Consider the following 22180-nt stretch of genomic DNA (forward strand, 5'->3'; position numbering starts at 1 on the left):
GATTCCGCTACTCGACCGCCGCTCCGCGGCGATTCCTGCTGAATTGTGAACGACGTGCGTCTACGAACCTCGGTCCGAGTGCAGCGATGACCTGCTCGAGAGCCTGCCTCACAGACGCCTGGTCACCGAAAATGTCTTTCGCAAGGGGCCGGACGGTCACGAAGCCGAGTCGGGCCGCGGCGATATCGCGCTCGCGATCCTGCATCTGCTTCTCCCACCCCTCGTGGAACTCCTTGCTGTCGCACTCGATGATCAACCAGCCGTCCACCACGAAGTCGACGTACCCGACGCCTTCGAGGTACACCTGGGTCTCATAGGCGACGCCCATCGTCCGGAGCAGCAACCGCATGAATGTCTCTGAGCCCGAGCCCGCCGACGGGTCGACCAGTGCGAGCAGCGGGCGGAATCGGGCGGGTAGAGCAGCGAACATCGTGACCAGATCGTCGCGGGTCAGGAGTCCGTGATGAAGCACACTGTCCAAGGTGGCAAGCGCCTCGCGCGGAGCCTGGCAGAGCACGGAGTGCGCGACGGCATCGATCAACGGAGCCGCATGAAGGCTCTCGCGAACGCTGGTCAGCGCCTTCCAATGGAGCACGACCTTTCCGTCCCTCGCCACACGTAGACGAGACGAACCCGGAGTCACGAGCACATGGAGCTCTCGGCAACGGAACACGAAGACACCGAGAAGGGCGAGGAGAGACAAGCATGAGACCCGCCCGCCGATGCGGACAGCCTCGACGATGTCCCGGTGCGTCGACGGCAGCGCATATCGATCGCGGCGCACGTGCTGGAGTTCTCCTCGGGCCACTGACTCGGCGATGAGACGCCCCGTGAGCCCTCGGTGCACCAGATCCGATCGACTGAAGACCGTGCGCGAATAGGTGTCTCTCGCGCGCTGAACGACCGTCTTCTGCTTATTCCCCATCGCAGAAGTGTGCAGACAAGGACGGTGTCGATGTGCGTCGTTCAAGCAACAGTGGATGACTTGCACGGAACAGGGTTCCGTGTAGGAGAAGAAGCAAGGACCGGTGTCGTTCACTACTCAGCATGGATCTCGTATCGAGCAGCCCTGAAGCCCCTTTGGCCCCACCGGCACAGGCTCATGCTGAATTGTGAACCGCAAGCGGCCCCGCACCGGCGTAAGACGTGCGTGGCGTCGGTCTCAGCGCAGCTGCGGGCGTGCGATCAGCCGGCGGCCGGCGGGGTCTGCTTCGACTCGGCGAGCTCGTCGACGACCAGGCTGCGCTCGTCGGTGGTGCCGTTGCGATATGCCTGCCGCCCGACGATGTGCGCGGACAGCGGCGCGGTGGCGAACTGCATGAGCACGACCGGGGCGACGAGCGCGAGCCCGAACAGGATTCCGCCGACCGTGCGCTGAGACAGGGCGATCGCGAGGCAGATGAGGATGAGGCCGAGCACCTGCGGTTTGGTCGCGGCGTGCAGCCGCGACGGCACGTCGCGGAATCGCAGCAGCCCGACCGCCGCCGACAGGCAGAGGATCGCGCCGAGCAGGATCAGCACGAGCACGGCGACGTCGATGACCACGTCGGGAATGGCGAGACCGAACACGTTCATGGTGTCGTGTTGTCCCTTCTGGCCACGAACCGGGCGACCGAGATCGAGCCGAAGACGCCGACCGCGGCGATGATCAGCATCACCGGGATGTTGCGGGTGTGGCCATTGATGGCCATCTCGGCACCGAGCACGCACATGACCTCGGTGAGCAGCACGTCGGAGGCCACCGCTCGGTCGAGGATCGAGGGCCCCCGCACGATGCGGATGATCGTCAGGATGGCGGCGACGCCGAAGACGACCATGATCGCGAGCATCAGCACATTCATCGGGCACCTCCGCTGGCGCGCGCCGCACGTTCGTCGGCCTTGAGGGCACGGTACTGCGCCGGGGCTCCGAGCGCACGCACGACCCGTCGCTCCCAGCGCAGCACGCCTTCGCGCTGCTTCTCGACATCGGCCATGCTGCGCACCCCGATCACGTGCAGATACAGCACCTGCCGGTCGCGATCGGCCTCGACGACGAGCGACCCGGGAACCAGCGACGACACCACGGACACGTGCGTCATCATCAGGTCGTCGGCGTAGCGCAGAGGAACGGCGATGATCGCGGCGCCGGGCTGATGCCGGAAGTCGAACACCTGCAGGGTGACCGCGACAGCGCCGCGGAGCACGGCGAAGAGGAACTGCACGATGAGCAACGCGGCGAACCAGATGTTGATGCGCCCGGAGAGCTCGACGGTGGGCAGCCGGAAGACACGGGTGACGAACACCGCGATGACCAGGCCCGAGACGAACGCCAGCACCGTGAACTGCCCCCACAGCAGCATCCAGAGCACGACGAGCCATGCCAGGAACGGCAGCTGCACGCGGATGTCCCGCCAGAAGTGGCGGCCGGTCTCGGTGGGGCTCATCCTTCCACCTCGTCTTCCAGCTGCACGAGGGTGACGGGGTCGAGCAGCGCCGCACCGATGCGGTCGCACAGGGCATACAGCGGGCCCGCGAACACGGTGAGCGCGATCGTGACCCCGACCATCCCGGCGGTCGCGATGGTCATGATCCGGGGGATGCGGCGACGCTCCTGCTGCTCATCCGCGGCCGGGGCGTTGCCGAGGTACGAGATGCGCCCCTCGGTCTCGGTCGAGTCGTCCTCCTCGCGCCAGAACGCGAGGTTCCATGCTCGCATCAGCGCGTAGAGCGTGAGGAGCGAGGTGACGATGCCGCCGAAGATCAGCACGAGCATCAGCGGCGTTCCCACGGATGCTGCCGCTTCGAACAGCGCGAACTTGCCGATGAAGCCGGAGAACGGCGGCAGTCCGCCGAGGTTGATCGCGGGGATGAAGTAGAGCACCGCGATCACGGGCGCGACCTTGAGCAGTCCCTTCACGCGCAGGATCGACGTGCTCCCCGCTCTGCGCTCGATGAGACCGACCGCCAGGAACAGCGTCGTCTGCACGATGATGTGGTGGACGATGTAGTAGACCGTCGCGCCGATCGCCGCGGGGGTCGCTATCGCGAGGCCGAAGATCATGTAGCCGACGTGGCTCACCAGCGTGAACGACAGGATTCGTTTGAGCTCGGCCTGTGCGACAGCGCCGAGCACGCCCACGATCATGGTCGCCAACGCGATGATCAGGAGCACGGTGTCGATGCTGTTCTCGGCGAACAGCTGCGTCTCGGTGCGGATCAGGGCGTAGACGCCGACCTTGGTCAGCAATCCCGCGAACACCGCTGTGACGGGCGCCGGTGCCGTCGGGTACGAGTCGGGCAGCCAGAACGACACCGGGAAGATCGCGGCCTTGATGCCGAAGGCGATCACCAGCATGAGGTGCAGCACGAGCTGCGTCTCCTGCGGGAGCTCGGTCATGCGCTCGGCGATCTGGGCCATGTTCACGGTGCCGAGGGCACCGTAGATCATCGCGATCGAAGCGAGGAACAGGATCGACGAGACCAACGAGACGACGATGTAGACGGCACCCGTGCGGATGCGGGACTCGGTGCTCCCGAGCGTTATCAGCACGTACGACGCCACGAGCAGGATCTCGAATCCGACGTACAGGTTGAAGAGGTCGCCCGCGATGAAGGCGTTGAAGATGCCGGCCGCGAGGATCAGGTACGACGGGTTGAAGATCGAGATCGGGGTCTCGTCGGTGCCGTCCGCGGCACCCTGACCGATCGAGAAGAGCAGGACCGCGAGCAGCACGATGCTCGAGATGAGCACGAGGAGCGCCGCGAGCCTGTCGACGTAGAGCACGATGCCGAAGGGCACCGGCCACCCGCCGACCGAGACCGCGAGCGGCTCACCCGCATCGACGACGACCAGCAGCACGGCCGCGATGACCGAGACGATCGCGAGCGTGGCCACCGTGACGAAGGCCTGGAGGCGCGGATTGCGGCCGAAGATCAGGGTCACGGCGGCGCCGAGCAGCGGCAGGGCGACGAGCAGGGGGACGAGGGCGCTCATCGGCGGTCCTCCCCATCGTCGGTGTGCTCGGGTGCGCTGTCATCGGATGCCGTGTCAGCCGCCGTATCTCGAGCGGCGTCCGCCGCATCGGTCTCGTGGGCGTCCGACGCGTGCGTGTCGGCATCCGTCCGGAAAGCCGACGAGTGCGTCGAGTCCTCGGCGTCGTCGTCGGGCGGTGCCGACTCCCCGTCGAGGACGGCCGCGCCTGGACCGGCATCCACCTCGGGATCCTGGTCGGACGCCGCGGACACGGCTCGAGGCGGGGTGGGCCGGTCGGTCGGAGCGTCGTCGTTGATCGCGGCGTGGTCGCGCATGTGAAGCACGGTGATCGGCGACGTCTGCACGCCGACGAAGTCCGTGGTCGCCTCGTCGTCCGCCGCGTCGGCCTCGTCGTCCATGAGGTCTTCGTCGGCATCGGTGCGCTCGCGGAGTGCGATGTCGGCCTCGTCGTCCTCGACGGTGTCGGCCTGACCCAGCTGCCACGAGCGGTAGATGAGGGCGAGGAGGAATGCCGAGACGGCGAAGGTGATGACGATGGCGGTCAGGGTGAGCGCCTGGGGCAGCGGGTCGCTGAGCTCGCCCTCGGTTCCGAAGAAGGGCGCGTTGCCGGGCACTCCCATGACGATGAGGAGCAGCAGGTTCGTCGCGTTGCCGAGCAGCAGGAAGCCGATCAGCACGCGGGTGAGACTGCGCTCGAGCATCGCGTAGACGCCGCAGGCGAAGAGCACGGCCATGATCACGATCAGGGTGAGGGAGACATCCATCAGAGGGTCACCCCTCGCTCGCGGAACTCCTGCGCCTGACGGTCGACCTCGGCACCGAGGCTGCGCAGCACGTCGAGCACGAGGCCGATCACGACCAGGTACACACCGACATCGAAGATGGTCGAGGTGACGAACTCCATGTGGCCGATGCCGGGGATCTCCCACTCCCAGAAGTTGCTGGTGAGCGGCGCCAAGCCGAAGAACAGCGGCACGACCGCCGTGCCGACGGCGAGGATCAGACCGGCACCGAGCAGTCGCCCGGCATCCGTGGGTGCGGCAGCGCCCAGCTCCCAGCGTCCGCCGGCGACGTAGCGCATGACGAGGGCCATGCCCGCGACGAGGCCTCCGGCGAAGCCTCCGCCTGGGAGGTTATGGCCGGAGAAGAGCAGGAAGATCGACACGACGATGATCGTGTGGAAGAGGATGCGGACGATGACCTCGAGCAGGATCGACCTGTTCTCGGGCTTCATCTTCGGGCCGCCGACGAGCCAGGCGCGGGGGCTGCTCTCGTTCTCGTCGGTCTGGAAGCGCACGCCCTCGGTCGTCTCGACGAGCGGGCGGCTGAGCGTGCGACGGCGGCGCGCCTTGGGCAGCGTCTTCGTCGCGGAGAGCATGTCGGCGCGGTGCGTGACGAACACGAGAGACGCGACACCCGTGGCGGCGAGCACGAGCACCGACAGCTCGCCCATCGTGTCCCAGCCGCGCAGGTCGACCAGGGCGACGTTCACGACGTTCTTGCCGTGACCGATCTCGTACGCGAGCTTCGGGAACGCGGCGGAGATCGGATCCGCGACGCGGGACTGGGTCGCCACGATCGCGACCAGCGCCATCGTGAGCCCGACCCCGACACCCAGCAGCGCGCGGGGAATGCGCCCGACAGAGGCGTTGTGCTCGCCCATCCGCGCGGGCAGGCGACGCAGCACCAGTGCGAAGGTGACCATCGTCACGGTCTCGACGAGGATCTGCGTGAGCGCGAGGTCGGGGGCGCCGCTGGTCGCGAACAGCACGACCATCCCGAGGCCGGTGATCGACACGAGCACGACGCCCGTGTATCTCTTCTGCGCGCGCACGGCCATGACGCCCGCGGCGGCCATCATCGGCGCGACCACGAGCTGCGTGGGCGTGTGCCAGGCCGAGAGCTGGAAGCGATCGATGTCACTGGCGACGAGCGCCGTGATCTCGGCGGCGACGAACACCACGAAGATGGTGCCGACGTAGACCGGCAGAGAGCCGCGCTGGGTGAGCGTCGTGCTCAGCACCGAGAGTCGGTCGATACCGCGCATGACCAGGTAGTAGACGTCTGCGGCAGTGAAGCGGATCAGTCGCGCCTTGCGGTCCCATCCGGTGCGCAGCGTGAGGAGGAAGACCGCGGCGCCGAGCAGGATCGACAGGATCGAGATGCCGAGCGCCGGCTCGAGACCGTGCCAGAGCGCGAGGTGCCCGGGTCCTTCCGCGGCGACCCCCTCGGCATCGAGGCCCGGGGTGGCTGTGAGCGCGTATCCCTGGAGCGCGACGTCGAGAGCCGGTGCTCCGATGCCTGCGGCGAGCGTGAGCCCGGCGAGGATGATCGGCGCCGAGAGGAATCCGACGGGCGGGTCGGGCCAGGCGGTGTCGGGAAGGCGATCGCCCGCCGCATCGCGCTTGGTCCAGAAGGCACCCCAGAGGAAGCGGATGCCATATGCCGCCGTGAGCATGGATCCCAGGCTGACGCCGATGATCGCGACGAGCCCCCAGGGCGAGCCGTGCAGTGCGTCGTCCAGGAGCGCCGTGAGGGTCGACTCCTTCGCCACGAATCCGAGGGTCGGTGCGATGCCGGCCATTGATGCGATGGAGATGAATGCCGCTGTCGCCATGACGGGAGCCTGACGCCCGACGCCGCTCAGCTCGGTGATGTCTCGCGTCGACAGCTGACGGTCGATCACGCCGACGATCAGGAACAGCGCCGACTTGAACAGCGCGTGCGCGATCACGAGTGCGAGACCGGCCAGCGCGCTCGCCTGGGTGCCGTAGCCGATGACGACCGAGAAGAAGCCCAGCTGGCTGACGGTGCCGAAGGCGAGGATGCGCTTGAGGTCGGTCTCGCGCAGCGCCTGGATGCCGCCGATCAGCATCGTCAGGATGCCCAGCGAGATGATGATCGGCCGCCACGGGCCGGTGAACGCGAAGATCGGGGCGAAGCGGGCGATCAGGTAGATACCCGCCTTGACCATCGCCGCGGCGTGCAGGTAGGCGCTCACGGGAGTGGGCGCCGCCATCGCACCGGGCAGCCAGAAGTGGAAGGGGAAGATCGCGGACTTGCTGATCGCGCCGACGAGGAGCATGACGACGGCGGCGTCGACGATGGCACCTGTGGGTGCGATCTCGAGGATCTCGCGGATGCTCGAGGTGCCCGCGTCGACCACGAGCAGCACGACTCCGACGAACATCACGAGGCCGCCGAGAGTGGTGACCAGGAGCGCCTGCAGTGCTGCTCGTCGGCTGGCGGCGCGGCGTCGGTAGTGCCCGATGAGGAGGTACGAGAGGATGCTCGTCAACTCCCAGAACATCACGAGCATGACGAGGTCGTCGGTCAGGACGAGGCCGTACATCGCACCCGCGAACCCGAGCAGGACGCCCGCGAACTGGCCGATGCCGGCGGAGTCGTCATGGAAGTACCAACGGCAGTACAGCAGCACGAGAGCACCGACGCCGGTGACGATGAGCGTCAGCACCCAGCCGAGCACGTCCATGTTCATGGACAGATTCAGTCCGAGCTGCGGGATCCACGCGACCGAGACGAAGGGCGTCGGTCCGTCGAGCACCTGAGGGGTGAGGACGAGGGCGTGGATGAATGCCGCGGCGGGAATGAGAGCCGCGATGGCGAATGCCTGGGATCCCAGCCAGCGCACCAGAACGGGCATCAGGATCGACCCGAGGAGGAACACGGCGAGGAGCGTCAGCATATACGCGGCTCCTCAAAGCTCGTCGGCCGGGTGCGGCGCAGGCGGGCGGGCGGGTGTCGATATCGAGTTTACCTTGATATTCCGCGCTTCAGGGTCGATCATGTCGGCGCCCGACCATGCAAATGGTCGGTTTCCCCCGGATTTTCGGGCACTTTGCGCGATCTCGCACGCAGAATCAGATCATTCGGATGCGTTCTCAGCCTGCCGAGCGAGCGCCGGACCGAGACGGTCGTACGAGTTCGCGATGTGCATCCTCATCGCCGCGGCGGCGGCTTCGGGGTCGCGTCGGCGCAGCGCGTCGAGGATGCTCTCGTGCTCGCTCACGGTGTCGTCTTCGAAGTCGTGGCGGAAGTTCAGCCGGTAGAGGTGCATGTGCGCACGCAGCCGCACGATGGCCTCCGACAGCAGCGGACTCTGCGCACTCTCCGCGATCAGGTGATGGAAGTGCAGATCCTCGTCGATGAACCGCCGATAGTTGCGGAAGCGCTCGTCCTCATCGGGTGCCGACGCTGTACGCATCGTCACCACGGACTCCGCCAGCTCGGTCTCGGTCTCGTGGTCGAGGTGCGCCGATGCACGCCGCGCCGCCTCCGGCTCCAGCAGCTCGCGCATGTCGTACAGATCGCGCAGGCCCGCCGCGTCGAGCAGAGGAGCTGCGACATAGCCCTTCAGCGCCCGCTTCGCGACGAGCCCTTCGGACTCGAGCCGCGTCAGCGCCTCGCGCACGGGCGTCGGAGACACGTCGAGGTCGCGGGCGACCGCGTCGATGTTGACCTTGGCGCCCGGTTCGATGACCTGGTCCATGAGCAGGCCGAGCACCGCGTCGTACACGTCGTCGACGAGCGCGCGCCGTGCCGGAAGCGGCCTCGGTCCGCGTGCCTCGTCGTCGCCGAACATGAGTCTCATCGTAGGGGGTGCCCTTCGTCGGCGATCAGACCGCGATCACGCAGATCGTCCCAGACCGCCGCGGCGACCGGGCGTGCGACGAGACGGCTGTTGCGCGCGACCTGCTCCGCGCTGGCACCGCCCATCACCACCGCGCCCACGGCGGGATGCGTCAGCGGATACTGTGCGGCCAGCTCGGGGAGTGTGGTGCCATGATGCCGGGCGACCCGGGCGATCGCCTGAGCCCGGGCGAGCACCGAGCGGTCCGCGGGGCCGTAGTCGAACGTGGCATCGCGAGCGGGAGCATCCGTCGCGAGGATTCCCGAGTTGAAGACGGCGGCGGCCAGCACCGTCACCGCACGCTCCCGGGCGATCGGGAGCAGGCCGTTGGCGGCCGACTGGTCGAGCAGCGTCCAGCGCCCGGCGACCATCATGACGTCGGCATCCGTCTCCTGCACGAACCGCGTGAGCATGCCGCTCTGATTCATGCCGGCACCGAACGAGCGGATGACGCCCTGGTCCCGCAGCTCGCTCAGGGCGGGGAAGGCACCCTCGAGCGCCTCGCGCTCGTGCTCATCGGGATCGTGCACGAGAGCGATGTCGATGCGGTCGAGTCCGAGGCGCTCGAGCGACTGCTCGACCGAGCGCAGCACGCCGTCGCGGGAGTAGTCGCGCACGCGCCGATGATCCGCCGGCACGTCGAACAGGTTGTCGAGGTCCGAGCGGCCCGCGGCATCCTGCGGAACCAGCAGGCGTCCGACCTTGGTCGAGACGATGTACTCCTCACGCGGGAGCTCGCGCAGGCTCTCGCCGAGGCGTCGCTCGGCGAGGCCGAGACCGTAGTGCGGCGCGACATCGAAGTACCGCACGCCGCCCTCCCACGCGGCCGGCACGATCCGCGACCACTCCCGGTCGTCCAGCGCCCGGTACAGATTGCCGAGCGCGGCAGCCCCATAGGCGACGGGCGGGGCGAGAAGCCCTCCGCGTCCGATCGCGACGGGCTTCGCTGCGGTGGAGGCAGGCGCACTCATGACACGATCAGCCGGCCCAGGGCGTCATCGTTCCAGGGGATGCCGAGGCCCGCCTGCGTCGGCGCCCACCCGCGACCGTTCTCGATGCGGATCTCGCCCGTCGTGACCGCTCGCAGCTGCGGGATGTGCTCGAGGTACAGCGCGTTGGGGATCGCGCAGACGAGGGAGACGTGGAGCTCCATGAGGAAGTGCGGCGCGACGGGGGCGTTGAAGGACTCGGCCAGATGCGCGATCTTGAGCCACGGAGTGATCCCGCCGACCCGGGCGACGTCGGCCTGCACGATCGACGCGCCGCCACGCTGCAGGTGCTCGCGGAAGTGACCGAGCGAGTACATGCTCTCGCCGACCGCGATCGGCACCGACGTCGAGCGCGCCAGAAGGCGATGCCCCTCGATGTCCTCCGCAGGCAGCGGCTCTTCGAACCAGAAGACGTCGACCTGCTCGAACAGCCGGGCTCGACGCACGGCTTCGGCGACCGTGAACGATTGGTTCGCGTCGACCATGATGTCCATGCCGGGTCCGACCGCGTCGCGCACGGCACGCAGTCGCTCGAGGTCCTGGTGCCCTCGCGGCATGCCGACCTTGATCTTCACGCCGCCCATGCCGCGCTCTTTGGCGGCGACCGCATGGGCGACGAGCTCGTCGGTGCGGAAGTGCAGCCATCCGCCCTCCGTGTCGTACACGGGCACGGAGGGCGACGCGCCTCCGGCGGCGACCCAGAGCGGGAGTCCGGCGCGACGGGTCTTCGCATCCCAGACCGCGGTGTCGACCGCGGCGAGCGCGAGTGCCGTGATCGGCCCGACCGTGGTGGCGCGAGTGATGCCGAAGAGTGCGAGCCAGAGCGCTTCGGGACGCTCGGCCTCGAGCCCGATCAGAGCGGGCAGCAGCGTCTCGCGCAGCATGCTGAGCACCGCCCCACCGCCGGTGCCGATCGTGTAGCTGTAGCCGATGCCCTCGGTGCCGTCGGCGGTGCGCAGCCGTACGAAGATGGTCTCCTGCTTGACGAACGTCTGCAGGGCATCCGTGCGCTCGGTCTCCACGGGCAGGTCGCACAGCTGCGCCTCCGCGTGCACGATGCGGCTGCCGGCCGTCGCGTCCGCGACGGCCTCCCGCACGGGCTTCGTGGTGTGGTGTGTCGTGGTCATCAGCGTCCTCCGAGTCCGCCCAGGGTGACCCCCTTGATGAGCTGCCGTTGCAGCAGCAGCACGAGGATCAACGAGGGGATGACGGCCAGTGTCGATGCGGCCATGAGCAGCGACCACTGCGTGCCGAACTGACCGGTGAACATGCCGAGCCCGAGGGGCACCGTGGCCATGTCCTGCGTGTTGATGATGATCAGCGGCCACAGGTACGAGTTCCAGTAGCCGATGAACGAGAACACCGCGAGCACGCTGAGCGGGGCGACCAGCTGCGGCAGCAGCACCGACCACAGGGTGCGCAGTCGCGAGGCGCCGTCGATCAGTGCCGCCTCCTCGTACTCCATGGGGATGGTGAGGAAGAACTGCCGCATCAGGAACGTGCCGAACGCGGTGAAGGCGAACGGGATGATGAGGGCCGCGTAGCTGTCGTTCCATCCCCAGCTGTTGATCATGATGAAGAGCGGGACGACGAGCACCTCCTGCGGCAGCACGAGAGTGAGCACGAACAGCAGGAAGAGCTTGTCGCGGTACTTGAACCGCAGTCGAGAGAAGGCGTAGGCCGAGAGCACGGCGACGATCACCGAGAGGGCGGCGCCGAGGATCGCGACGAACAGGCCGTTGAGGATGAAGCGTCCGAACGGTACGACGGTCCACGCCTCGACGAAGTTCGCCCAGCGGATCTCCGATCCGAAGATCTGCGGGGTGGCGGTGAAGACCTCGTTCTCGGGCTTGAGCGCCGTGAGGAACATCCAGATGAAGGGGAACGCGAAGATCAGCGCGACCACGGCGATGGCTGCGGTGTTGAGCCACTCCTTGAGCGACTCACGGCGCTGTCGCGCACGACGGGGCAGACTCACGACGTCACTCATAGTTCACCCACCTGCGCTGGCCGACGAACTGCAGGGCCGTGATGAGCATCACGACGAGGAAGAGGATCCACGCGAGAGCGGATGCATAGCCGAGCCGATCGAAGACGAATCCGTTGCGGTACAGGTACAGCACGAAGGTGTTGGTGCTCTCTCCCGGCCCGCCCTGCGTGAGGAAGAGCGGCTGTACGAACACCTGGAACGCGCCGATCATCGTCATCGTGGAGCAGAAGAACAGCGACGGCGAGAGCAGCGGGAGGATGATGAAGCGCAGTCGCTGCCACGCCGAGGTGCCGTCGATGCGAGAGGCCTCGAGCAGTTCCTTCGGGATGGCGCTGAGTCCGGCCGACAGGACGATCACGTTGTAGCCGAACGACTGCCATACCGACATCGCGATGACCGAGGGCAGCGCCCACGCCGAGTCCGACAGCCAGTTCGGTCCATCGATGCCGACGGTCGCGAGCATCGAGTTGACGAGACCGTCCTGCGAGAGCAGGAGTCGCCACACCAGCGCGTTGGCCACCATCGGCGTGATCACGGGCAGGAAGAAGATGACCCGCCACGCCCCGGCCGCCTTCATGCGCGTGCTGAGCCACAGCGAGATGGTGAGGGCGACGACCAGATTCAGCGCCGTGTACACGATCGCGAAGATCAGGGTGTTGCCGAGCACCGTGTAGAACGTCGGGTCGCGGAACAGCTTGACGTAGTTCTCGAAGCCGATGAAGTCGGGGCTGCCGAACAGCTTCCAGTCGAACAGGCTGATGAAGGCCGACCCGAACAGCGGAGTGAGGATGAAGAGGACGAACCCGATCATCCCGGGTGCGAGGAAGGCCACCGCCACCCAGGCTTGGCCGCGCCGTCGCGGGGGGCGGGGAACCCGCGGGGCGGGAGCGCCGAAGGGCACTCCCGCCGCGCCGGGCACGGGAGAGGAGGCCGTGGCCTCTCTCCGCTCGCTCATGATCGCCATCCGCTCAGCCCGCGACCGAGTTCTGGATGGTCTCCATGATCTCCTCCGCCGTCAGCTCACCCCGGTAGCCCTGCACTCCGTACTGGGTCATCAGGGTCTCGACCTGGTTCCAGGTCGGGGTGGTGCGCTGCGGGGTCGCATCGGCCAGCAGAGCCTCGACGACCTCGGCCGCACCCTCGGTCTTGCCCTCAGCCCAGGCCGGGAGCGCCTCGATGCGCGCCGGAACGATGCCGCGCGCCTCGGCCTGCTTCTCCTGCACCGACACCGAGGTCAGTGCCTCGATCGCCGCGAACGCCTCGTCCGGGCGGTCGCAGTTGGCCGCGATGCCGAAGCCCGAACCCGCCGTCATCGCGGCGGCCTCGCCGCTGGTCGACGGGACGATCGTGACGCCGAGCGTGAAGTCGGCGGCGTCGGCGAAGCTGCCGTACATCCACGGACCTTCGATCAGCATCGGCACCTCGCCCGAGGTGAAGGCCTGCTGCGAGACCTCCGAGCCGTCCGCCGCCTCGGGGGCCTTGGCGACCTGCTCGACCGACACCAGGTCGAAGAAGCTCTGGATCTGGTCGACGAAGTCGGGGTTCGTGAGGTCGAGCTCGCCGTCCTCGGTCACGGCCGGAACGCCGTCGGCGAGCGACCAGGCGTTCGGGATGAAGATGCCGGGTGCGAGCGCGAGGCCCTTCTTGTCGCCGTCGGTCAGCGCCTTCGCATCCGCGATGAACTGATCGCGCGTGTACTCGGTGCCGGGCAGTTCGAGACCCGCGGCCTCGAACGCCTCGACGTTGTAGAACAGCACGATCGGCTCGGCGTCGTAGGGGATCGCCCTGATCGTGCCGTCGACCGTCATGCCGCTGAGCATGGATGCGTCGATGTTCTCGATGTCGAAGTCGGACTTCTCGATCAGGTCGTCGAGCGGCATCAGCAGGTCGCCGAGCTCCTGCGCGCGGGCCGCCTGCGTGGTCAGCAGGCAGGGCGGGTTCGAGCCGCTGAGGCGGGTCTTCACCTTGGTCCAGTAGTCCGAGAAGCTGGGCCCCTCGACGGTGATGTCGAGGTCGGGATCCTCGGCCTGGGCGCCGTCGATGAAGTCAGCCCACTGCGCCTGATCGCCCTCGCTGGCGGCCCACGTGTAGAGCACGAGAGGGCCGCCGGCGTCGCCGCCTCCTCCTCCCGATCCGCTGGCACAGCCGGCGAGGGTGAGAGCGGTGAGGCCCGCGACGCCTGTCAGGATGAGACGCTTCGCGCGTCGGGATGAGAGTGCATTCATTCTGTCTGCCTCCTTCATTGGATGCTGATTCGATGCGATGGGTGAGGGGGTGCTGCTCGGGGGTTCGGGTCGTGCTCGGGTCACTCGGAGAAGTCGATGGCGACGACGTCGATCAGGGCGCCGCTCGGTGCGGGGGCGACGATGCGCAGCTCGCCCAGGTCGTCGCCGGCGATCGAGGCCTCGTGCACCTCGAAGCTCGCGTCATGCTGCAGCTCGAGATCGTCGGCCAGGCGGTGCACCCGGGTGATGCGACGCACGGGCAGGCCCCGCACGATGATCTCGTCGACCGGCACCGCGGTCAGATGCAGGTAGAGGCGTCCGGCGCGCGCGGTCGTCGGCCCGTGGAAGTCGATGCCGACGGTGGGCTCGACACCGATCACGGACTCGGCGTGCGCGTGCATCCATTCCGCGAACTCGCCCAGCCGCTCCTGTTCGACCGCCGGCAGCGCACCGTCGGGACCGGGCCCCACGTTGAGCAGCAGATTGCCGCCGCGGGCGACGACGTCGATGAGGGTGACGAGCAGCGACCGCGCGGACTTCTCGTTGTCCGGCCCCGTGCGCCATGCCCAGTGATCGCCGATCGTGAGGCACAGCTCCCACGGACCGGTCGGCGGGGTGAGCGGGAAGCCCTGCTCGGGGGTGCGGTAGTCGCCCTGGCCGGGCAGGCGGTCGTTGATGACGACATCGGGCTGCAGCTCCTTGATCAGGCGGCGCAGTGCCGGCGCCGTCCACTCGACGGCGGAGCGCTCCCAGTCGCCGTCGAACCAGAGCAGATCGATCTGCCCGTAGTTCGTGAGGAGCTCGGTCAGCTGCGCCCGCACGTAGTCGAGGTAGCGCGACCACTCCTCCGGACTCGACCGCCGGTGGCGATCGGTCGCGTCGGGGGTGTCGGCGAACTCGGCGAGGCCCGCGGCGGGCCAGTGCTCGAGCTTGTACGGCCGGTCCTCATCGCGGAATGCCGGATAGTCGGGGTGGTTCCAGTCGGGGAGGCTGTAGTAGATGCCGACCTTCAGACCCTCGGCGCGCACGGCGTCGACGAACTCACGGGTGATGTCGCGACCGAAGGGGCCGTGCTGCACGCCGAAGTCGGACTCCTCGGTGAAGAACATGTTGTATCCGGCATGGTGACGTGCCGTGAAGACGAGGTAGGTGGCTCCCGCTTCGCGGGCACGACGCGCGAGATCTGCGGCATCCCAGTTCACGGGGTCGAACGTCGGAGCCGTCGCCTGGTACTCGGCCACGGTCACGGCGTCTTCCACGGCATCCTCACCCGGGATGATCGATCGTCCGACGAGGGGCCAGGAGATCTCGATGCCCTGCTGCGATGCCTGGTCCCAGTGCACGAAAAGGCCGAAGCCTGCGCCGCTGAACCACTCCCCGCCGGGGATGCGCTCTGTGGGGCGTCGGAAGCGTGCGTCTGTCATCGAACCTCTCCTTTGAGTCCAAGATTTCCTATAGGATACGTGATAGACGAAACCGTTCACAAGGGTGTGATGAAGGGTGCCTACCGATGGCGATGTTCGAGACCGATCCTGTTCGTCCCGAGGCCTACCGCGAGTTCGAGCGACCGCTTCCCGAGTGGTTCCGCGGCGCCGCACTGGGGATCTTCGTGCACTGGGGGCCGTACTCGGTTCCCGCCTGGGCAGAGCCCACCGGTGAGCTCGGCGCCGTGCCACGGGACGAGTGGTACGCCCACAATCCCTATGCCGAGTGGTACGCCAACACCATGCGCATCGAGGGCTCGCCGACCCACCGGCATCACGAGGAGGTCTACGGCGGGGCTCCTTATGACGACTTCCTCGATGCCTGGAAGGCCGAGGAGTTCGACGCCGACGAGGTGCTCGCCGTGGTCGCGGCGACGGGCGCACGGTACTTCATCCCCACGACCAAGCACCACGACGGCGTCACACTCTGGGACGCACCGGGAACGGATGGGCGCAACACCGTCGCCCGTGGCCCAGGGCAGGACCTCATCGGAGCCTTCGCCGACGCGACGCGCGCGGCCGGCCTCCGCTTCGGCGTGTACTACTCAGGCGGTCTCGACTGGCACTTCTCCGACCTGCCGCCCATCGACCATGACGGCGCCCCCGCCCCCGATGACCTCGCCTACGCGGAATATGCGCACGACCACGTCATCGACCTGATCGACCGCTATCGTCCCGACATCCTCTGGGGCGACATCCGGTGGCCGGCTGCGGGAATCGAGCCGGGGCCGAAGAGCATCGCCCACGCCTTCCAGAGGTTCTACGCGCAGGTTCCCGAGGGCGTCGTCAACGATCGCTGGGGAGAGTCCCACTGGGACTTCCGCACCAGCGAGTACGTGCACGGCACCGCAGTCGAGGTCGGCGAGGCGTGGGAGAACACCCGGGGGATCGGACTCTCGTTCGGCCACAACCGCAGGGAGACGAGCGAGCACCTGCTGTCGGCGCACGAGGCCGTGCTTCTGCTCGTCGACGTGGTCTCACGCGGCGGCAACCTGCTGCTCAACATCGGCCTCGAGGCGTCCGGCCGCATCCCCGATCTGCAACGAGAGACCCTCGAGGGCATCGGCCACTGGAACAGGCAGTACGGGCACGCCGTGCTCGGTGCGCGACCGGAAGAGCGGATGCCGGCGTCCGACGACCCCTGGCTGCGCTGGACACGCACGGATGATGCGGTGCACGCGGTCGTCGACCGGAACGGACACGTCGAGCTCCCCGATCCGCACGGCCTGCTCGACGAGAGCAGCGCACGGATCGGCGAGCATCCGGTGATCGCGGAACGCGTCGATGGTGCCATCCTGGTCGAGGTGGCGGACGCGACGACCCCGGTCGCGATCTCGTTCCAGCCCAGGGACTGACGGAAGGACCCTCTCATGCGCATCGCTCTGCACTCCGAGATCCGCGACGGCGCGGTCGACGACTACCGCACGAACCACGCCCGCATCCCGGATGCTCTCGCCGAGACCTTCGCGCGCATCGGCATCCACGACTGGACGATCTGGAGGTCGGGCCGGCGCCTGTTCCACCTGGTCGAGTGCGATGACTGGGATGCCGCGGTCGCCGCGCTCGAGGACGATCCGGCCGACCACGCCTGGCAGGCCGACATCGGCCGCTTCGTCGAGCTCTTCCGCGACGAAGACGGCGCCGAGGGCACCGCTCCCCTGGAGCAGGTCTGGGATCTGAGGTCGCAGGTCTCCTGACCGCCCCGCTGCCCGGGTCTGCCGCGGGCTCGTGGCAGAGTTGCCCCGTGACTCGGACGTGGGTGCGCGAGCTGGCCGGCTGGATGTGCGCTGCCGCCGTGTCGATCGTCACCGCATCCGTGGTCGCGTCGTCAGTCCGGTCCGACCTGCTCTTCCGAGACGGCGATTCGCTGGTCGTCGCGATGCTCGCGCGGTCGCTGCTGTCGGGAGAATCGCTCGACTGGGCGATGTCGAGCGTGCTGTTCCTGCCCGAGACCGCGGCGTTCACCGCGATCGACGCCGCCGTGCCTGCGACGGTGAACGGCCTCTTCGCGATCAGCGCGGTCGTCAATCTCCTCGCCCTCTATGGAGCCATCCGGCTCGTCGCCGGCCGCGGCCGCGCGGGTTCTGCGCCCGTCACCTGGTCCGTCGTCGCGCTCGGGGTGTTCGGCATGCTCGCGATGACCGATGTCTCGGCGTCGCGAGAGGCGCTCGACCTCGCATCCTTGCAGCTGACGACCACCTACTACTCGGCGACCGTGATCGGCGTCGTCATCACGGTCGGCATCGTTCGGCGCGTGATCGATGACGGTCGCCTCAGAGCCTCGCCGTCGATCGCTCTCGGCGCCGTCGCGCTCATATCGGCTCTCTCGAACCCGCTGTACGCGGTGTGGGCGACCCTCCCCCTCGCGATCATCCTGGGCATCGCCGCGGTGTCGCCGTCGCGGCGTGCGCAGATCCTCGCCCTCATCGCGGTGCTGCTCGCCGGCATCACCGCGGGCTTCCTGGCTCGTATTCCGCTCGCGGCATGGATCGCGAACACCGGCGTCGGCTACGCGCAGCCCGACCACTGGCACGAGTCGGTCGACTATTACGCACGGCTCATCGCCGAACGCGGCCAGAGCCTCCCCGGGCTGATCGGGCTGCTGGTCACCGTCGCCCTCATCGTCTTCGCCGTCGTGAGAACGGCGAAACAGGGCGACCCGGGAACCCGTCTCGTCGCCGCGGTGGCCTGGGCGGCACCGATCGTCGTCGTCATCGGGGCGATCGCGCTGGGCACGCATGCCGCGCGTTACCTGCAGCCTCTCGTCTTCGCTCCGGTGCTCGTGCTCGTCGCATCACCTCGCGTGCTTCGCCTCCCCGCCCGACTGCGTCGTTCGACAGCTGCCATCGTCGGCGTGGTGCTTCTCGTCGGCGGCGGCCTCAGCATCCCGCGCCTGACGGAAGCGACCACCCGGCCGGACCCCGATCTCGCGTGCGTGACGGACTGGGTCGACGCCTCCGGTCGCACGGGCGCCGGACAGTTCTGGACCGTTCGTCTGCCCGCACTGCATGTCGCAGACCCCTCGCGCCTCGTCCAGGTCGATCATCAGCTCAACGGCTACGCGTGGCTGGTCAACCGCACGGACTTCGCAGTCGGCGAGGTGTCCTTCCTCGTCGAGGATTCGCAGACCGTGCCGTGGGATCTTCCGCAGGCGGTGCAGCCTGAGCGTGTGGTCGAGTGCGGCCGGTACTCGATCCTGGACTTCGGCAGTCAGACCCTGCCCCTGGGGCCGCAGCGCAGCTGAGCGAGACCGCAGCGACCCGGTGTCAGCGAGCCGGTGCCGCGGTGGTCGTTCCCTCGCGGAACCGACACGTGAGGTGCAGGGTCTGGCCGGCTTCTCCCCGGAGCATCCGCGCGACCTGCTCCCCTGCGGCGCGCCCCTTCTCGACCGCCGGCTGCACGCTGGTCGTGAGCACGAGGTCGCCGAGCCCATCGGCGGCGATCCCGTCGAAACCCGCGACCGACAGGTCTTCGGGCACGCGCAGTCCCAGCTCCTCCGCGGCGCGGATGATGCCGACGGCGATCAGATCGCTCTGAGCGAGGATCGCCGTGGGCCGCGTCTCGGCATCCGCCAGCAGATGCCGTCCGGCGAGGAGCCCCTCGTCGATGAAGCTGCCTCCGGCCGAGATCGCGGGCGCGTCGGGAAAGATCTCGCGCATGCCGGCGAGGCGATCGATGGTCACATCCACCGTCGCCGCGTCGATTCGCTCCTGAGTGACCGGTCCCCGCTCGCGACGGGTGTCGAGCGGCAGCGTGACGAGTGCGACGTCGCGGTGCCCGAGGTCGCGCAGGTGACGTGCGACGTCCGCGGCCGCCGCAGAGTTGTCGAGCAGGATCTTCGGGATGCCCTCCCCCGCGTCGCCCTCGATCACGACGACCGGCAGGCCCCGGCTGCGCACGATGTCGAGCGACGCCTTGGCGCGCCCCGAGCACCCGATCAGCACGACCGCATCGACGGGTGCGTTCGAGAGCGACGACTCGTCGTCTCCCGGCTCGTCGCGCATCAGCAGGATGCCGGCACTGAGCTCGGCCATCCCATCGGTCAGGCCGTCCATCATGGCGGTGGTCACCGGGTCGAGGAACGCCGCACGCAGGTGCCCCTCGAGCACGACCGCGACGATGCCGCTGCGTCCTCGACGCAGCGATGCGGCGCGCGGGTCGGGACCGGCATACCCGAGGGCCGCCGCTGCGGCGAGCACCCGCTCGCGCGTGTTCGGTGCGACGTTGGCCTTGCCGCTGAAGACGACGGATGCCGTCGACGTGGCAACTCCCGCCTCGCGTGCGACATCGGCGATCGTCGCTCGGCGCGGGCTGTCGTGGCTCGTCATACTCCGAGGATAGCTCCCCGGCTTCCCGATCATCGAATCGATTCGATATGCTGATCCGCATGGACACGGCTCTCTCCCGATCGCAGTACGTGCGCTGGCGCACCGCGATCTTCGCGATCTTCCTCGCCAGCGGTCTCTCGATCGCGACCTGGGCGTCCCGTGTCCCCGACATCAAGCTCGCCCTCGAGGTCGACAAGGCTCAGGTGGGCATGCTGCTGCTCGGCGCGGGCATCGCCTCGATCATCGGCATCTCGACCAGCCCGGCGATCATGGCACGCACCGGCGCGCGCCTCGGCATGATGGTGTCGATCTTCACCTTCGCCTCGGGCGTGGCCCTCATCGGCATCGGCGCCAACGTCCTCGGCTCGTACTCCGTGGTGCTGATCGGTCTCGTGCTGTTCGGACTCGGCAACGGCTGCGTCGACGTCATGATGAACGTCGAGGCCACCGCGATCGAGCAGCACTCGGGCAAGACGATCCTGCCCCTCTTCCACGCCTTCTTCAGCTTCGGCACCGTGATCGGCGCCGGGCTGGGGGCGCTTGCTGCACAGCTGCACATCAACGTCTTCACCCATACGCTCGTGATCGCCGTCGCGATCGCCGCCATCGGCATCGCCAGCATCGCGAACGTGCAGCGACGCGAAGAGGCACTCGACCCCGCGGCCGACGACGCAGAGAAGCCGCACTGGCGGGAGCGGATGCACGTCGCGATGTCCGCCTGGCGCGAGCCGCGCACCTACGCGATCGGCGTCGTCATGCTCGGCATGTCGTTCGCAGAGGGCGGCGCCAACGACTGGCTCGCCCTCGGCGTCGCCGAAGACCACGGAGGCGGCACCGCACTGGGCGCCGCCGCGCTCGCGACGTTCTCGGTCGCGATGACCGTCGTCCGCGTCTTCGGAGGCCCACTGGTCGACAGGTTCGGCCGCGTCGCCGTGCTGCGCATCCTCGCGGTTGCCGCCGCATCCGGCATCCTGATCTTCATCCTCGCCCCCAGCCTTCCTCTCGTCTTCGTGGGCGCAGCGCTGTGGGGCGTGGGCGCTTCTCTCGGCTTCCCGCTCGGTATGTCCGCCGCCGCAGACGACCCCGCCAAGGCGGCCGCGCGAGTGAGCGCAGCCGCGACGATCGGCTACATCTCGTTCCTGGGCGGCCCGCCCGTGCTCGGCTTCATCAGCGAGCACATCGGACTGCTCAACACGCTCTACATCCTCGTCGGCCTGGTCGTGTTGTCCGGCCTGTTCTCGGGTGCCGCGCGCCCGCTCCGCAAGGACGAGATGTCGACGCCGCCGGTCACCGCGAAGTCAGCCTCGTAGATCAGCGGGCGACGAGCAGACGCGGCGCCGGGCCTTCGAGTCGGGCGATGGCGATCTTCACCTCTCCGAGCTCGACGTCCACCTTCTCGAACCGCGCGTCCATACGCTGCTCCACCTTCTCGAACCGCGCATCCATACGCTGCTCGAACATCTCGAACCGCGCATCCATACGCTGCTCGGACTTCTCGAACCGCGCATCCATGCGCTGCTCGAACATCTCGAACCGCGCATCCGTGCGCGTGATCATCCATCCGAAGCCTGCGGCAAGCCCCAGCAGCGTGGTCGCGACGGTCACGATCATGGTCACCAGCTCTATCGACACCGTCATCTCCTCATCCTTGACCTGTCCGCCCAGAATGTCAGGATCCAGTCCGATGGAATCGACGACGGGAGTCGATCCGCCGCAGATGTGGAAACTTCGGCGCTGATGCTGACATCAGCAGAACGGGTCGGCCCGACGAAGTAGGCTCGACGGGTGCGTCTCGTCATCGCCCGCTGCTCCGTGGATTACACGGGCCGCCTCAATGCCCACCTCCCGCTCGCCACGCGTCTGCTCGTGCACAAGGGAGACGGGAGTCTGCTCGTGCACTCCGACGGCGGCAGCTACAAGCCGCTGAACTGGATGAGCCCGCCGTGCTCCCTCGCGGCCGAGGAACCCGGCGAGGAGGAGTCCATCGCCGGTGTCACCGAAGTATGGCGAGTGACGCACAAGAAGACCGGCGACGCGCTCCGCGTGCAGATCTACGAGATCCTGCACGACACCAACCACGACCTCGGCGTCGACCCCGGTCTGCAGAAGGACGGCGTCGAAGCCGATCTGCAGCGCCTGCTCGCCGAGCAGGTCGAGCGCATCTCCGACGGCGCGACCCTGGTGCGCCGCGAGTACCCGACCGCGATCGGTCCCGTCGACCTGCTCGTGAGGGATGCCGCCGGCGCGGCGATCGCTGTCGAGATCAAGCGGCGCGGAGACATCGACGGCGTCGAGCAGCTCACCCGCTATCTCGAGCTGCTGGGCCGCGACCCGCACCTCGCGCCGGTGCAGGGCGTGTTCGCCGCGCAGGAGATCAAGCCGCAGGCGCGGGTGCTCGCCGAGGACCGCGGCATCCGCTGCCTCGTGCTCGACTACGACGACATGAAGGGCATCGAGTCCGGCATCCCCCGCCTGTTCTGAGGCCATCTGCACAGATGTCCACCGCGGTCGGTCGCGTCGTGCACTGCCCATAGGCTG

The 22180-nt window shown here is 68.1% G+C and carries 20 protein-coding genes and 1 pseudogene; 5 read left to right on the top strand and 16 right to left on the bottom strand.

Annotated features, from left to right (window positions below):
* Positions 1-7 precede the first annotated feature (7 nt).
* The 14 genes and pseudogenes from BEP68_RS02410 to BEP68_RS02475 all read right to left on the bottom strand — a co-directional run bounded on the left by BEP68_RS02410 (position 8) and on the right by BEP68_RS02475 (position 15254).
* A complete protein-coding gene (locus tag BEP68_RS02410) occupies positions 8-925 on the bottom strand; it encodes a hypothetical protein (protein WP_187249117.1) in 918 nt (305 codons plus the stop codon).
* Between the two features lie 260 nt (positions 926-1185).
* On the bottom strand, positions 1186-1575 hold the full coding sequence (gene mnhG / locus BEP68_RS02415) for a monovalent cation/H(+) antiporter subunit G (RefSeq protein WP_053098314.1): 390 nt from the start codon (positions 1573-1575) through the stop codon (positions 1186-1188).
* Positions 1572-1841, bottom strand: a complete 270-nt coding sequence (locus tag BEP68_RS02420; RefSeq protein ID WP_053098313.1) for a monovalent cation/H+ antiporter complex subunit F — start codon at positions 1839-1841, stop codon at positions 1572-1574. Before BEP68_RS02420 ends, mnhG begins: the two co-directional genes overlap by 4 nt.
* A complete protein-coding gene (locus BEP68_RS02425; RefSeq protein WP_187249118.1) occupies positions 1838-2425 on the bottom strand; it encodes a Na+/H+ antiporter subunit E in 588 nt (195 codons plus the stop codon). The genes BEP68_RS02420 and BEP68_RS02425 overlap by 4 nt, the downstream gene beginning before the upstream one ends.
* Positions 2422-3975, bottom strand: a complete 1554-nt coding sequence (locus BEP68_RS02430) for a Na+/H+ antiporter subunit D (protein WP_056275836.1) — start codon at positions 3973-3975, stop codon at positions 2422-2424. Before BEP68_RS02430 ends, BEP68_RS02425 begins: the two co-directional genes overlap by 4 nt.
* Positions 3976-4238: 263 nt before the next feature.
* A pseudogene (locus BEP68_RS02435) lies at positions 4239-4739 on the bottom strand (Na(+)/H(+) antiporter subunit C); the annotation flags it as partial.
* Entirely contained in the window at positions 4739-7681 is a 2943-nt protein-coding gene (locus BEP68_RS02440) for a Na+/H+ antiporter subunit A (protein ID WP_187249119.1), read from the bottom strand. The gene BEP68_RS02440 and the pseudogene BEP68_RS02435, both read right to left, overlap by 1 nt.
* Before the next feature lie 180 nt (positions 7682-7861).
* The gene (locus BEP68_RS02445) at positions 7862-8578 is read right to left on the bottom strand and encodes a GntR family transcriptional regulator (RefSeq protein WP_053098309.1); all 717 of its coding nucleotides are present in this window, start codon (positions 8576-8578) and stop codon (positions 7862-7864) included.
* A gap of 5 nt (positions 8579-8583) precedes the next feature.
* A complete protein-coding gene (locus BEP68_RS02450) occupies positions 8584-9597 on the bottom strand; it encodes an aldo/keto reductase (RefSeq protein ID WP_187249120.1) in 1014 nt (337 codons plus the stop codon).
* Positions 9594-10742 (bottom strand): mandelate racemase/muconate lactonizing enzyme family protein, encoded by a 1149-nt coding sequence (locus tag BEP68_RS02455; protein ID WP_187249121.1) that lies wholly within the window; start codon positions 10740-10742, stop codon positions 9594-9596. The genes BEP68_RS02450 and BEP68_RS02455 overlap by 4 nt, the downstream gene beginning before the upstream one ends.
* A complete protein-coding gene (locus BEP68_RS02460; protein ID WP_187249122.1) occupies positions 10742-11605 on the bottom strand; it encodes a carbohydrate ABC transporter permease in 864 nt (287 codons plus the stop codon). The genes BEP68_RS02455 and BEP68_RS02460 overlap by 1 nt, the downstream gene beginning before the upstream one ends.
* Complete coding sequence (locus tag BEP68_RS02465) at positions 11598-12560, bottom strand: carbohydrate ABC transporter permease (protein ID WP_261987667.1); 963 nt, start codon at positions 12558-12560, stop codon at positions 11598-11600. The genes BEP68_RS02460 and BEP68_RS02465 overlap by 8 nt, the downstream gene beginning before the upstream one ends.
* Positions 12561-12573: 13 nt before the next feature.
* Positions 12574-13830, bottom strand: a complete 1257-nt coding sequence (locus BEP68_RS02470; protein ID WP_233277270.1) for an ABC transporter substrate-binding protein — start codon at positions 13828-13830, stop codon at positions 12574-12576.
* Positions 13831-13910: 80 nt separating this feature from the next.
* Positions 13911-15254, bottom strand: coding sequence for an alpha-L-fucosidase (locus BEP68_RS02475; protein WP_187249123.1), 1344 nt, complete (start codon positions 15252-15254; stop codon positions 13911-13913).
* A gap of 86 nt (positions 15255-15340) precedes the next feature.
* Here BEP68_RS02475 and BEP68_RS02480 point away from each other — a divergent pair, with 86 nt between their 5' ends.
* The 3 genes from BEP68_RS02480 to BEP68_RS02490 are packed head-to-tail and all read left to right on the top strand — an operon-like array spanning position 15341 to position 18558.
* A complete protein-coding gene (locus BEP68_RS02480; RefSeq protein WP_187249124.1) occupies positions 15341-16669 on the top strand; it encodes an alpha-L-fucosidase in 1329 nt (442 codons plus the stop codon).
* Positions 16670-16684: 15 nt separating this feature from the next.
* Complete coding sequence (locus BEP68_RS02485) at positions 16685-17011, top strand: L-rhamnose mutarotase (protein WP_056275821.1); 327 nt, start codon at positions 16685-16687, stop codon at positions 17009-17011.
* A gap of 47 nt (positions 17012-17058) precedes the next feature.
* The gene (locus tag BEP68_RS02490; protein WP_187249125.1) at positions 17059-18558 is read left to right on the top strand and encodes a hypothetical protein; all 1500 of its coding nucleotides are present in this window, start codon (positions 17059-17061) and stop codon (positions 18556-18558) included.
* A 22-nt stretch (positions 18559-18580) separates the two neighbouring features.
* Here BEP68_RS02490 and BEP68_RS02495 read toward each other — a convergent pair whose 3' ends face one another.
* A complete protein-coding gene (locus BEP68_RS02495) occupies positions 18581-19642 on the bottom strand; it encodes a LacI family DNA-binding transcriptional regulator (protein WP_187249126.1) in 1062 nt (353 codons plus the stop codon).
* Positions 19643-19701: 59 nt separating this feature from the next.
* Here BEP68_RS02495 and BEP68_RS02500 point away from each other — a divergent pair, with 59 nt between their 5' ends.
* A complete protein-coding gene (locus tag BEP68_RS02500) occupies positions 19702-20952 on the top strand; it encodes an MFS transporter (protein ID WP_187249127.1) in 1251 nt (416 codons plus the stop codon).
* A 1-nt stretch (position 20953) separates the two neighbouring features.
* On the opposite strand, the gene BEP68_RS02505 is transcribed toward BEP68_RS02500, so the two are convergent.
* Positions 20954-21280 (bottom strand): response regulator, encoded by a 327-nt coding sequence (locus tag BEP68_RS02505; protein WP_187249128.1) that lies wholly within the window; start codon positions 21278-21280, stop codon positions 20954-20956.
* A 147-nt stretch (positions 21281-21427) separates the two neighbouring features.
* Here BEP68_RS02505 and nucS point away from each other — a divergent pair, with 147 nt between their 5' ends.
* Positions 21428-22123, top strand: coding sequence for an endonuclease NucS (gene nucS, locus BEP68_RS02510; protein ID WP_056275812.1), 696 nt, complete (start codon positions 21428-21430; stop codon positions 22121-22123).
* The last annotated feature ends 57 nt before the right edge of the window (positions 22124-22180 follow it).

This window comes from Microbacterium sp. 4-7 (assembly GCF_014332665.1).
Taxonomy (GTDB): Bacteria; Actinomycetota; Actinomycetes; order Actinomycetales; family Microbacteriaceae; genus Microbacterium.